Below are 12,257 nucleotides of genomic sequence, written 5' to 3'. Positions count from 1 at the left end.
CCCGCACGACCCCGGCCTCGGGGGTGCTGTCAGCGGGCCAGGTGGGTGGCGAACCAGTCGGCGGCGCTGTGGGCGACCTGCTCCAGGGTGCCGGGCTCCTCGAAGAGGTGGGTCGCCCCCGGGATCACCGTCAGCTCGGCCGTCTCCGGCAGCGCGTCCTGCGCCTGCTCGTTGAGGGTGATCACCTGCTCGTCGAGGCCGCCGACCAGCAGCAGCGTGGGCGCGCGTACCTGGCCGAGGGCGGGGCCGGCCAGGTCGGGGCGACCGCCCCGGGAGACCACCGCGCCGACGAGGTCGGGCCGGGCCGCCGCCGCCACCAGGGCCGCGGCGGCCCCGGTGCTGGCCCCGAAAAGCCCGATCGGCACCGCCCCGAAGGGCCGCTCGGCCGCCAGCCAGTCCACGACCGCCGCGAGCCGGCCGGCGAGCAGCCCGATGTCGAAGCGCAGCTCGGCGGTGCGGGCGTCCACCCGGTCCTCCGCCGGGGTCAGCAGGTCGACCAGCACGGTGCCCAGGGCGCTGCGGTTGAGCACGTGCGCCACGGCCGTGTTGCGCGGGCTGTGCCGGGAGCTGCCGCTGCCGTGCGCGAAGAGCACCACACCCGCCGGCTCGGCCGGCACCAGCAGGTCGGCCGGGAGTTCGGCGTCCCCCGCCGGGATCGTCACCTCGCTGCTGCGCACGTCCATCTCCGCCTCCGTCCCGTACGTCCGTCCCCGAGCGCTCGCATACCCGCCCGCCCGGCCGGCAAGCGGGACCGTCCGCCCGGCGTTTGTGGCCGGGGGCGTCGGGTAGGCGGCGGGGGACCGCAGACCGTACCGGCGCAACCGCGCCCCCGACGGATCGCGAGGATCGCCATGGCGCAGCAGCGAGAGTCCCGCCAGCAGACCGCCGAGCGCGAACGGCGCGAACAGGACACCGAACGCGGCCGGGACTGGGCGGACGAGGCGGCCCAGGCGCGCACGGCCGACGACCCGCGGGCGATGGCGCCCCGCGACGCGTCCGGCCGGCCGTCGCAGGGCCGACCGCTCTGACCGGCACCGCCGGCCGCCCGGCCCGCAGGCGCGTCGGACCGACCCGCGCCGCCGGCCGCCCCGCGGCACCGACCCTGACCGCCGCCGCCGGCCCGCCGAGGAGCGGGCCGGCGGTGCGTCACGGCTCGTTCTCGGGCAGCCGGAGCAGCGGGGCCCGGCCCGGCGCCTGCTCCGGGGCAGGCCCGGAGACCTCCGCCGGCGGGATCGGCACGGTGACGGGCTCCGCGCAGGTGACCCGGACCTTCTCGCCGTGGTGGCGCAGCTCCAGCACGTCCTCCGGGTCGCCGTGGCGCAGCGCGTACGTGGTCTCGTGCGGCCGGACGTCCACCCGCAGCCGCATCCCGCGCCACTGGAGCGAGAACTCCAGCCGCCCGAGCCGGCTGGACAGGCGGGGCGCGAACGACAGCGTCCCGTCGTGGTCGCGCAGTCCGCCGAACCCGGCGACCAGGGCGATCCAGGCCCCGGCGAGCGACGCCATGTGCACGCCGTCGCGGGTGTTCTCGTTGAGGTCGTGCAGGTCCATCAGCGCGGCCTCGCGCAGGTAGATGTGCGCCAGCTCCGGGTGGCCCACCTCGGCCGCCAGCACCGACTGGGTGCACGCCGACAGCGACGAGTCCCGCACCGTGCGGCGCTCGTAGTAGAGGAAGTTGCGCAGCTTCTGCTCGGGGGTGAACGCGTCGCCCCGCCAGTGCATGGCGAGGACCAGGTCCGCCTGCTTGACCACCTGCTTGCGGTAGAGGTCGAAGTACGGGTAGTGCAGCAGCAGCGGGTACTTCTCCGGCGGGGTGTGCGCGAAGTCCCACTCCTGGAGCCGGGTGAAGCCCTCCACCTGCTCGTGGACGTCGATCTCCTCGTCGTACGGGATGTGCATGGCCGCCGCCGCGTCCCGCCAGGCGGCGGCCTCCTCGTCGGTGACGCCGAGGTGGAACGCCTCGTCCCGGTGGCGCATCACCGCCTCGGCGGCGGTGATCAGGTTCCGTTGCGCCATCAGGTTGGTGTAGATGTTGTCGTTCTTCACCGCCGTGTACTCGTCGGGGCCGGTGACCCCGTCGATGTGGAACTGGCCGTGCCGGTCGTGGTGGCCCAGCGACCGCCACAGGCGGGCCGTCTCCACGAGCAGTTCCAGCCCGATCTCGCGTTCCAGGTCGGTGTCCTGGGTGACCTGCACGTAGCGTCGCAGCGCGTCGGCGATGCCCGCGCCGATGTGGAAGGCGGCGGTGCCGGCCGGCCAGTAGCCCGACGACTCCGGGCCCTCGATGGTGCGCCAGGGGAACGCGGCGCCCTCCAGGTTGAGCGTCCGGGCCCGCTCCTGCGCGGCGGCCAGGGTGCGGTACCGCCAGTGCAGCGCGTCCCGCACGGCGGCGGGGTGGGTGTAGGTGAGCACGGGCAGGACGAACATCTCGGTGTCCCAGAAGGCGTGCCCGTCGTACCCGGGCCCCGTCAGGCCCTTCGCGGCGATCGGCCGCTGCTCGGCCCGGGCGCCGGCCTGGAGGACGTGGAACATGCCGAACCGGACGGCCTGCTGGATCTCCGGGTCGCCCTCCACCACGACGTCGGCGGTGTCCCAGAACTCGTCGAGGTATTCGCGCTGCTCCCGACGCAGCCCGTCCCAGCCGTCCAGGCGCGCCCCCGTCAGGGCGGCCTCGACCTGGTCACGCATCGCCGGCAGCGAGCGGCGGCTCGACCAGCCGTACGCCAGGTACTTGACCACCCGCAGCGTCTCGCCCGGCTTGAGCACGCACCCGATCGTGGTGCGCACCCAGTCCTCGTACCCCTCGGACTGGATGGTCTTGCGCGCCGGGGCGTACACCTCGTGTTCCATCGCGGCGGCCACCCGCAGGCCGGAGACCTTGGTCCGGTGGATCAGCAGCCCGCCGTCGGGGGTGGTCAGCTCCTCCTCCGCCTGCAACGGCGACTCCAGCACGGCCGCGACCCGGGGATCCCGGCTCTGCGGGGGCAGCGCCTCGTTCGCCACCAGCTCCGACTGGATGATCAGCCGCAGCGGGCCGTCGACCGCCTCCACCTCGTAGTTGATCGCCGCGACGGCGCGCTGGGTGAAGGAGACCAGCCGGGTGGTGCGGACCTTGACCTCCCGGCCCGCCGGGGAGCGCCAGTGCAGCTCCCGATGCAGGGTGCCGGCGCGCAGGTCGAGGACCCGCTCGTGGGCGAGGAGTTCGCCGTACCGGACGTCGAGCGGCTCGTCGTCGACCAGCAGCCGGATCAGCTTGCCGTTGGTGACGTTGACGATCGTCTGGCCGGACTCGGGGAACCCGAAGCCGGCCTCCGCGTAGGGCAGCGGGCGCAGCTCGTAGAAGGAGTTGAGGTAGGTGCCGGGCAGGCCGTGCGGCTCGCCCTCGTCGAGGTTGCCGCGCAGCCCGACGTGCCCGTTGGAGAGGGCGAAGACCGACTCCGACTGGGCCAGGACGTCCATGTCCAGCCGGGTCTCCCGGACGTGCCACGGCTCGACGGGATAGGCGCGTTCCCTGATCACGCGGGCCGTCCGGTGTCGAGCAGGTCGGCGAGGTCGGTGACCACGACGTCGGCGCCGTGGGCGCGCAGCTCCGCGGCCTGGCCGACCCGGTCGACCCCGACCACGTAGCCGAACCCGCCGGCCCGGCCGGCTGCCACGCCGGCCAGCGCGTCCTCGAAGACGGCGGCGTTGGCGGGGTCGACCCCGAGCAGCCGGGCCCCGGCCAGGAAGGTGTCCGGGTGCGGCTTGCCGCGCAGCCCCTCGGCGCGGGCGACCAGCCCGTCGATCCGCCCCTCGAGCAGCGGTTCCAGGCCGGCGGCGGCGACCACCTCGCGGCCGTTGGCGCTGGCGGTGACGACCGCACGGCGCAGGCCGGCGGCGACGGCGGCCTTCAGGTAGGTGACCGAGCCGGGATAGACGTCCACGCCGTGGGTGCGCAGCCGCTCCAGCAGCAGGACGTTCTTGCGGTTGCCGACCCCGTTGACCGTGTCGGCGTCGGGCGGATCGTCGGGCGTCCCCTCGGGCAGCACGATCCCCCGGGAGGCGAGGAAGGTCCGCACCCCGTCGGCGCGCGGCCGGCCGTCGACGTACCGGTTGTAGTCCGGCCCGGGGTCGAAGGGGCGGAACGGTTCGCCGGTGACGGCGGCACGCTGGCGCAGATAGCCGTCGAACGTCTCGGTCCACGCGGCGTTGTGCACCCGGGCGGTCTGCGTCAGCACACCGTCCAGATCGAAGAGACAGGCGGTCACGTGAGCAGGCAGGCCCAGCACGGTACGAATCTATCCACACCGCCGGGCCGGCAAACCGTTTTCCGCCCGCTTGCCCGGACCGGCTCAGTGCGGGCGCAGCGTCCAGAGCACCGTCATCTCCCCGGTCAACTTCCCCTGCTCGGTGGCGATCTCCACCCGGACGGGGAACTCCGGTCGCCGGCCGGCCGCCAGCTCGGCGACCACCTCGGCGGGGGACGAGACGAGCCGCGCGGTCGCCAGCACGGGCCCGAGGGCGAGCTTGCGGTACGCGATCTCGGCCCGCACCGCCAGCGGCGTGGCCCGGTCGAGCAGCTGCCCGAACGCGGCCAGCACGACCGCGCCGGAGGCGGTCTCGCCGAGGGTGAACATGGCCCCCGCGTGCGGCCCGCCGACGTGGTTGTGGGTGGCGGGCGAGTCGGGCAGGCGGACGACGGCCCGCACTCCGCCCTGCGCCTCGGGAGCCACCTCGACGAATTCGAGGCCGAGCGTGCGGGCGAACGGCACCGCCTCCAGCATGCCGGCCGCCACCTGGCGCGAGTCGATTGTCATGCCCTGACGTTACTAGCCGGTAACTTCGGCCACAACCCGGTGGCCGCCGGAGGGCGGCGTCCCGGGGCCCGTCAGCGCCAGCCGACGTCGATGCGGTCGCCCCGCTCGTCGAAGAAGTGCAGCGCGTCCATCCGCACGGAGACGGCGAGGGGGTGGCCGGCGGCGACCGAGGGGTACGGCGCGAGCCGGACCGCCAGTTCGGCGGGGCGGCGGTGGTGCCGGCCCGGGTCGCTGAGCACGCTGGTCCGGGTCCCGGTGGCCGGGACGGGCTCCTCCTCCGCCGCCGCGCGCCCGGTCAGCCGCTGCATCACCTGGCCGAACCGGCGCAGGCCACCCTGGTCGACGGGGGCGTCGACCCGGGCGCCCATCTCGTCCACGACGATCGCGGTGGCCCCGATGTCGAGGAACGCGAGCGACTCGTGGCCGTGGTGCTCCAGGTAGCGGATCCGGCCGTGCAGCACGTCGCCCTGGGTGTCCGGGGCGACCGGGGTGAGCGCCTCGGCCCGCATCCCGACCACGATCCGCTCGCCGTGGTAGTGCGCGACCGCCCGGCTGCGGATGTCGTCCCAGGGCAGGTAGAGCGCCTGCTCGCCGAGGGTGAGGGTGACGTAGCGGTCGAGGTGGACGTAGACCGACGCCTCCAGCAGGTTCATCCGCGGGCTGCCGAGGAACGCGGCCACGTAGAGGGTGGCCGGGCGGCCGTACACCTGGGTGGGGGTGCCGACGTCCTGGAGGACGCCCTTGCGCATGATGGCGACCCGGTCGGCCATGGTCAGTGCCTCGGCCTGGTCGTGGGTGACGTAGATGGTGGTGACGCCCAGCTCGCGGGTCAGGCCGGAGATCTCGGCGCGCAGCTCGGCGCGGAGCCCGCTGTCGAGGTTGGACAGCGGCTCGTCCATCAGGAACAGCCCGGGACGGCGGACGATGGCCCGGCCCATCGCGACCCGCTGGCGCTGCCCGCCGGAGAGCTGGCTGGGCTTGCGGCCGAGCACGTCGCCGATGCCGAGCGCGCTGGCCACGTCGGTGACCCGTTCGCCGCGCGGCTCGGGCTCCACCCCGGCCAGCCGGAGCGGAAAGGCGATGTTGTCGTTGACCGTCATGTGCGGGTAGAGCGCGAAGTCCTGGAAGACCATCGCGATCTTCCGGTCGCGCGGCGGCAGGTCGTTGGCCAGTTCGCCGTCGAGCAGCACCGCTCCCGACGTCGGGTCCTCCAGCCCGGCGACCATCCGGAGGACGGTGGACTTCCCGCAGCCCGACGGGCCGAGCAGCACCATGAACTCGCCGTCGTTGACGTCGAGGTTGACGCTGTCGACGGCGAGGGTGCCGTCCCGGAAGACCTTGGTGACATCCTTGAGCGCGACGGTGGTCACCGTGCCCTCCCCCCAGCTCGTGGACCGGACCCCGAATGACTGTGACGAGGATCATTGGCCTCGCACATCGGGTAAACGTGCCATGTTCGGCTCGTGACGGTCCGGTGACGTCCACCGGACGGGACGCCCGGCCGGTCAGCAGCGGCCCGGGGCCGGCTCCGGCCGTTCGCCGAGGAAGACCCGGCGGACCACCCGCTCGGCGGCGTGGCCGTCGTCGAGCGCGCAGAACCGGGCCCGGAACCGCTGCCGGGCCTTCGTGGCCGCCTCCGCGTCGACCGCCCCCGACCGGAACAGGTCGAGCAGGTCGGCGAAGCCGGTGGCGACCGCGCCGGGCGGCTCCGCGAGCAGGTCGAAGTAGACGCCCCGGGCCAGCCGGTACGCCTCCCAGTCGGGGGCGTAGACGACGATCGGCCGGTCCAGCACGGCGTAGTCGAACATCGCCGACGAGTAGTCGGTGATCAGCACGTCCGCCACGAGGTAGAGGTCCTCGACGCGCGGGTGGGCGCTGACGTCGCGCACCCGGTCCCGGTCGGCCGGGCGTCGGGCGCGGCGGTCGCGGTCGTGGAAGTAGTGGCTGCGCATCAGCAGCCGGCCGGCCGGGCCGAGCACGTCGAGCAGGCGCTCCGGGTCGAACGGCGGCCGGTAGCCGGGCAGGTGTTCGCGGTGCGTCGGGGCGTACAGGACGACCCGTTCGCCGGGGCCGACGCCGAACTCCGCGCGCAGCCGGAGCACCTCCTCGTCGGTGGCGGTGACCAGCCGGTCGTTGCGCGGGTAGCCCACCTCAAGGGTGGTGTACGCGGCCGGGTACGCCCGCTCCCACATCTGGGTGGAGAAGCTGTTCGCGCTGATGCTGTAGTCCCACCGGTCCACCCGGCGCAGCAGCCCGGCGAAGTCCATCCCCACCGCGCCGATCGGGTACCGCTGCTGGTCGAGCCCCATCACCTTGACCGGGGTGCCGTGGTGGGTCTGCACGTGCACCGTGCCCGGCCGCTTGCGGACGAAGTCCGGGAAGTTGACGTTGTTGACCAGCCAGCGGGCCCGGGCCAGCGCCCGGTAGTACGCGGGCGTGCCGGCCACCACGTACTCCACGCCGTCCGGCAGCGTGTGCACCCGGTCCCGCCGGACGATCCACAGCCCCCGGACCCCGGGCGCCAGCCGCCGCGCCGCCTCGTAGACGGCGGCCGGGTTGTCCGAGTAGCCGCGGTACCAGTACGCCGCGTAGACGGCCAGCGTGGGGTCGACCGGCCGGCGCAGTTCGGCGCGGTAGTACTCGCGCAGCACCGCGTCCCGGGCCAGCCGGGCGGCCCGCCGCGCCCGGGGCACGACCCGCCGCCTGGTGCTCCGTGCCGTACGCCGGGCGGCGTCGCGCGCCCGGTAGGCGCCGCGAAGCGCGCTGAACGTCCGCCACCGGCCGGCGGCCACCAGGCGGTGCTTGAGCCCCTCGGCGCCCTCCGGCGCCGGATAGCCGCCGGGCGGCAGCCAGCGGGCGTGGTCGGTGGTGATCTGCGCGAAGAAGGCCGGGCGCAGCTCGGGGGCGATCCGCTGCCCGTTGCCGAGCACGGTGAGGTAGTGCCAGATCATCCGCTCGAACACCGCGGGGCGCAGGTCGTCGACCCGCGGCCCCCAGGAGTCCATCAGCCGGAACACCCGGTGCCACTGGTCGAACACCTCGAAGTGCCGGTCGCCCCGGGTCCTGGTGATCGCGCCGGCCCGCCGCTGGCGGTAGTTGACGCAGACCCGGTCCAGCACGCCGATCCGCTCGGCGGCCATCAGCACGGGGTAGCTGAACGAGACGTCCTCGTACCAGCCGGGGGCGAAGCGCAGCCCCTCGTCGATCAGGAACTGCCGGCGCACCAGCCGGTTCCAGGCGGTGTGCAGCAGCCGCAGGGTCTCGGGCCGCTCCCGCAGTCGGAAGGTGTCGCCGGGCGGCTCGGGGAACACCTCCGCCATCGCGCTGCCGGTGGTCGCGTTGTTCCAGTGCGTCCGCACGTGGTCGACCAGGAGCACGTCGGGCCGGGTGGCCCGGAGGCGCTCGGCCACCTCCGCCAGGCACCCCGGGGCGAGCCAGTCGTCGCCGTCGACGAACCAGACGTAGTCGCCGACGGCCCGGTCCAGCCCGATGTTGCGGGCCGGACCGAGCCCCACGTTCTCCGTCAGCCGGACGGCGTGCATCCGCCGGTCGCGGGCCGCGTACTCGGCGAGGATCTCGCCGCTGTCGTCGGGCGAGCAGTCGTCGACGCCGATCACCTCGATGTCGGCGACCGGCTGACCGAGGATGGAGTCCAGGCATTCGCGCAGGTAGCCCTGCACCCGGTAGGCCGGCACGACGAAGCTGATCAGTGTCATCGGCCGGCCCCCTCCGTCAGCCCGGCGAGCGACCTCCCGCGCCGGCCAGGCCCACCGACGCCCGCGCGGCGCGGGCGGGCAGGACCACCCAGGCGAGGGCGACACTCCCCACAAAAACCACGAGAAGGTACGTTCCGAGTGTAGCCATCCCGATCCCCGCAATTCCGACTATCGCCGCGAGGGCCAGCAGCACCGAACGCCCCTCCCAGCCGAGCGTGGCGCCGTGCAGCGGCGGGGCCGACTGCCGCTTCTCCAGCCGCGCGGTCAGGTCGTAGTGGTGCAGCGTGAGCACGAAGACGTAGCCGAAGACCAGCCACGGCGGCCCGTCGCCGACCACCCCGACCGCGATGGCGAACAGGTACTCGCCCGCCCGCAGCGCGGCCGGCACCAGCCAGTCCAGCGGCCCGTTGTGCGCCGCGCCCGCCCCGAGGCCGCCGGCCAGGAGCACCAGCAGCGCGACCGGCACCGCCCAGCGCAGCCCGTCCGCCCCGGCGCCGTCCGTCGCGACGAGCGCCGCCACCAGCAGCGCCGCCGGCCCCAGCGCCGCGAGCACCGCCAGCGTCAGCGGGCCCACCGGGCGGACCACCGGCAGGAGCCGGGCCAGCGGCCCGTCGTCGCGGTGCAGGGTGGCGTCGACCGTGTCCAGCACCGGCACCCACATCCAGCGGGCGCGCAGCGTGCGCAGCGCCCCGGTGTACGCGAAGGCCAGCACCCCCCACGCCAGCACCGCGTAGAGGCTGACCAGCGGGCCGAACAGCGCCACGGTGATCGCGATCAGCGCCCACCGCTCCCCGATCGGGAAGACCACCGTCCGCTTGAGCCAGTACGACACCGAGCCCGTGTCGGCCTGCACCCGGTTGGAGGCGGCGTTGAGCTTGTCGCCGATGCCGCCGCCGGAGGCGCCGACCGCCTTCGGCCGGCGGGCGGCCTCGTCGTGCAGCACGCCGTACCAGGTGTCGGTCATGTGCCGGACGGTCTGGAGCGTGATCGCGGCGATCGCCAGCGCCCAGCCGTACCGGAACCCGGCGTGGGTCGCCCCGTAGCCGAGGCCGGCGTAGACCACGTACTCCTTCGCGCGGTCGGCCATCGTGTCCAGCCAGCCGCCCCAGGCGCTGAAGTGCCGGGTGTAGCGGGCCAGCTGCCCGTCCACGCAGTCGAGCACGAAGCCGAGGTAGAGCAGCACCGCCCCGGCGATCAGCGCCGGCCGCCCGCCGACGCCGAAGAGCACCGCGGCGGCCACCGCGAAGGCCACCGAGATCATCGTGACGGCGGTCGGGCCGAGCCCGAGCTTCGCCGACGCCTTCGTCACGTACGGCGACCAGGTGCTGACGAAGAACGTGGTGAAGAAGTCGTCGCGCTCCTTCACCGAGAGCTTCAGCTCGGCCCGGTCCTCGTCGACGGCGGCCACGGCCGCCTCCGCGGCGGCCAGCCCCGCCGGGTCGGTCACCCGGCGCGCGACGAGCAGGCGTACCCGATGGGCGAAGGTCAGCACGCCGAGCCCGGCGAGGCCGGCGAAGAGCCGGTCCACGGCGGGCCCGGTCACCGGCGGCGCGACGGCCGACGGGCCGCCGGCGGGCAGCACCCCGGCGGCGGCCCGCGCGGCGGCGGCGAGCGACGGCAGGTCGTCGACGCCGACCCGCAGCGCGCCGCCGAAGACGCCGGTGGCGTCGCCGTCCAGCGCCTCCGGCGACCCGGCCTCGACCACCTGGCCGCGCTCCTCGCGCACGGCCGCGCGGCCGTCGCCGGGCGGGTCGGTCAGCACCAGCGCCACGGTCGGCCCGACCGGGCTGGTCGCCAGGTGCCGCAGGACGGCCGTGTGCGCGACCAGGTCGGCGCCCGTGACCAGCACCGGCCCGGTGGCCGCGTCGACCAGGGCGGCCAGCTCGTCCAGATCGGCGGCGCGGCGCACGTCGTCCGCCCCGGCCCGGCGCAACTGGGCGGCCAGCCGGTCGGCGAGGGGTTCGCCCGCGCGGGTGGGCAGGCTCGCGGCCGGGGCGTCGGCGGCGAGCACGATCGCGAGCGTCACCGCGGGACCGCGGTGTGGTACGCGTCGAGCGCCTCGGCGATCGTGCCGTCGACGCTCAGCCGGCCCCCGTCGAGGTAGAGCCCCCGACGGCAGAACCGGGTCAGGTCCTTTTCGTTGTGTGACACCAGCACCAGAGTGCGCCCCTCCCCGAGCAGACGGTCGATCGTCGCATAACACTTCTTGCGGAACTCCGCGTCCCCGACCGCGGTCACCTCGTCCATGAGCAGGATCGGGTGCGGCAGGTGCGAGATGATCGCGAAGCCGAGCCGCACCTTCATGCCGGACGAGTAGTGCCGCACCGAGGTGTCGATGGCCCGCTCCACCTGCTCCCCGGCGAACGAGACGATGTCGTCGAAGTGCCGGCGCAGGTAGCCCGCCGACAGCCCGTGCAGCCCGCCGACCAGGTAGAGGTTCTCCCGCCCGGTCAGGTCGTTGGAGAACCCGGCCGAGAGCTCCAGCAGCGGCGCGACGTCGCCGCGCACCCGGATCCGGCCCTCGTCGGGGATCAGCACGCCGGCGATCAGCCGCAGCAGCGTGCTCTTGCCGGTGCCGTTGCGGCCGATCACGCCGACCGTCTCGCCGGCCTCGACCGAGAACGAGACGTCCCGCAGCGGCCAGAACCGGCCGTCCGCCGCGCCCCGCCGCCCCCGGTGGATGAACAGCTCACGCAGCCGTAGCTGCCGCCGCCGGTTGCGGACGAACCGGATGCCGAGCCCCTCCGCCTCGATGATCGGGTCGGCCATCGTCACAGTTCCTTGAGCACGGCGGGTTCGAGCCGGCGGAACGACCACCAGCCGGCGGCCAGCACCAGCAGGCTGACGCCGGCCGACGTGGCGAGCAGCCGGGCGTCGGGGAACTCGTCCGGGTACCAGACCGCGTGGTGGAGCTGGAAGATGCCGACCAGCGGGTTCAGCTCGTACGCGGCCTTCAGCCAGCCCGGCAGGTCGGCGTCGCGCACGAGGCTCAGCGGGTAGATGATCGGCGTCGCGTAGAAGAGCACCCGGATGATCAGCCGCATGAAGCGTTCGACGTCGCGCATCAGCACGTTGACCGCCGAGAGCAGCAGCGCGAGCCCGACCAGCAGGACGGCCTGCACCGCCACCGCGAGCGGCAGGGCGAGCAGCGACCAGCCCGGCTGGATCCGGCCGTTCGCGGCGTAGCCGACGGCGACGGCGACCAGGATCGGCAGGCCGGCGGCGTACTCGGCGAAGCGGCCGGTGACCCGGCCGATCGGGAAGACCTGGCGGGGCACGTTCATCGTCGTGATCAGCCGGGACTGGCCGGTCAGCGCGTTGGTGGCCTCGCTCAGCGCCGAACTGGTCCACATCCAGGCGAAGATCCCGGTGATCAGGAACAGCGGGTACGAGTCCGCCGCGTCGCCCAGGTGGCGGGTGGTGTCGCGGGAGTAGAGGACGCCGAAGACGAACCAGTAGATCGCCCCCATGCCGAGGGGCTCGATGAGTGACCAGAGGTAGCCGAGCACCGACTGCTGGTACTTCACGGCGAGGTCGCGCTTGACGAGGATGCGCAGGGAGTTGCGGTGCGACCACAACGCCGCGACGCCAGAGGTCACCGCCGCCTCCCGCCTCACCGGACGGACGACAGGTTAGCAGTCCGTGATCCAGCGCACTCTCAGCACTCGATCACGTTGACGGCCAGGCCGCCGCGCGCCGTCTCCTTGTACTTCACCTTCATGTCCGCGCCCGTCTCCCGCATGGT

General features: G+C 74.1%; 10 protein-coding genes. 1 reads left to right on the top strand and 9 read right to left on the bottom strand.

Annotation, left to right across the window (positions count from 1 at the left end; translation table 11 throughout):
* Nucleotides 1–29 precede the first annotated feature (29 nt).
* On the bottom strand, nucleotides 30–683 hold the full coding sequence (locus ACWENR_RS04865) for a dienelactone hydrolase family protein (RefSeq protein ID WP_452275733.1): 654 nt from the start codon (nucleotides 681–683) through the stop codon (nucleotides 30–32).
* Between the two features lie 168 nt (nucleotides 684–851).
* On the opposite strand from ACWENR_RS04865, the gene ACWENR_RS04860 reads away from it, so the two are divergent.
* Nucleotides 852–1,028, top strand: a complete 177-nt coding sequence (locus ACWENR_RS04860) for a hypothetical protein (protein ID WP_452275732.1) — start codon at nucleotides 852–854, stop codon at nucleotides 1,026–1,028.
* Nucleotides 1,029–1,146: 118 nt separating this feature from the next.
* On the opposite strand, the gene ACWENR_RS04855 is transcribed toward ACWENR_RS04860, so the two are convergent.
* The 8 genes from ACWENR_RS04855 to ACWENR_RS04820 all read right to left on the bottom strand — a co-directional run bounded on the left by ACWENR_RS04855 (nucleotide 1,147) and on the right by ACWENR_RS04820 (nucleotide 12,111).
* Nucleotides 1,147–3,519 carry a glycoside hydrolase family 65 protein gene (locus ACWENR_RS04855; RefSeq protein ID WP_452275731.1) on the bottom strand — a complete coding sequence of 791 codons (2,373 nt, stop codon included), beginning with the start codon at nucleotides 3,517–3,519 and terminating at the stop codon, nucleotides 1,147–1,149.
* A complete protein-coding gene (locus ACWENR_RS04850; protein WP_452275730.1) occupies nucleotides 3,516–4,268 on the bottom strand; it encodes an HAD-IA family hydrolase in 753 nt (250 codons plus the stop codon). Before ACWENR_RS04850 ends, ACWENR_RS04855 begins: the two co-directional genes overlap by 4 nt.
* Before the next feature lie 63 nt (nucleotides 4,269–4,331).
* Entirely contained in the window at nucleotides 4,332–4,796 is a 465-nt protein-coding gene (locus ACWENR_RS04845; RefSeq protein ID WP_452275729.1) for a DUF4442 domain-containing protein, read from the bottom strand.
* Between the two features lie 71 nt (nucleotides 4,797–4,867).
* Nucleotides 4,868–6,166: an ABC transporter ATP-binding protein gene (locus ACWENR_RS04840; protein WP_452275728.1), complete on the bottom strand. Its 1,299-nt coding sequence runs from the start codon at nucleotides 6,164–6,166 to the stop codon at nucleotides 4,868–4,870.
* A 135-nt stretch (nucleotides 6,167–6,301) separates the two neighbouring features.
* Nucleotides 6,302–8,512, bottom strand: coding sequence for a bifunctional glycosyltransferase/CDP-glycerol:glycerophosphate glycerophosphotransferase (locus ACWENR_RS04835; RefSeq protein ID WP_452275727.1), 2,211 nt, complete (start codon nucleotides 8,510–8,512; stop codon nucleotides 6,302–6,304).
* Nucleotides 8,513–8,528: 16 nt separating this feature from the next.
* A complete protein-coding gene (locus ACWENR_RS04830; protein ID WP_452275726.1) occupies nucleotides 8,529–10,538 on the bottom strand; it encodes a DUF5941 domain-containing protein in 2,010 nt (669 codons plus the stop codon).
* Complete coding sequence (locus ACWENR_RS04825) at nucleotides 10,535–11,281, bottom strand: ABC transporter ATP-binding protein (RefSeq protein WP_452275725.1); 747 nt, start codon at nucleotides 11,279–11,281, stop codon at nucleotides 10,535–10,537. Before ACWENR_RS04825 ends, ACWENR_RS04830 begins: the two co-directional genes overlap by 4 nt.
* A 2-nt stretch (nucleotides 11,282–11,283) precedes the next feature.
* Nucleotides 11,284–12,111 (bottom strand): ABC transporter permease, encoded by an 828-nt coding sequence (locus ACWENR_RS04820; protein ID WP_452275724.1) that lies wholly within the window; start codon nucleotides 12,109–12,111, stop codon nucleotides 11,284–11,286.
* Between the last annotated feature and the right edge of the window lie 146 nt (nucleotides 12,112–12,257).

The organism is Micromonospora sp. NPDC004336, assembly GCF_053602615.1.
The sequence above is the reverse complement of the archived record's forward strand: the minus strand, read 5'-3'. Positions and strand labels throughout refer to the sequence as shown.

Coding starts and splice junctions, on each gene's coding strand:
- ACWENR_RS04865 (WP_452275733.1), bottom strand. CDS start 683: ATGGACGTGCGCAGCAGCGAGGTGACGATCCCGGCGGGGGACGCCGAA.
- ACWENR_RS04860 (WP_452275732.1), top strand. CDS start 852: ATGGCGCAGCAGCGAGAGTCCCGCCAGCAGACCGCCGAGCGCGAACGG.
- ACWENR_RS04845 (WP_452275729.1), bottom strand. CDS start 4,796: ATGACAATCGACTCGCGCCAGGTGGCGGCCGGCATGCTGGAGGCGGTG.
- ACWENR_RS04835 (WP_452275727.1), bottom strand. CDS start 8,512: ATGACACTGATCAGCTTCGTCGTGCCGGCCTACCGGGTGCAGGGCTAC.
- ACWENR_RS04825 (WP_452275725.1), bottom strand. CDS start 11,281: ATGGCCGACCCGATCATCGAGGCGGAGGGGCTCGGCATCCGGTTCGTC.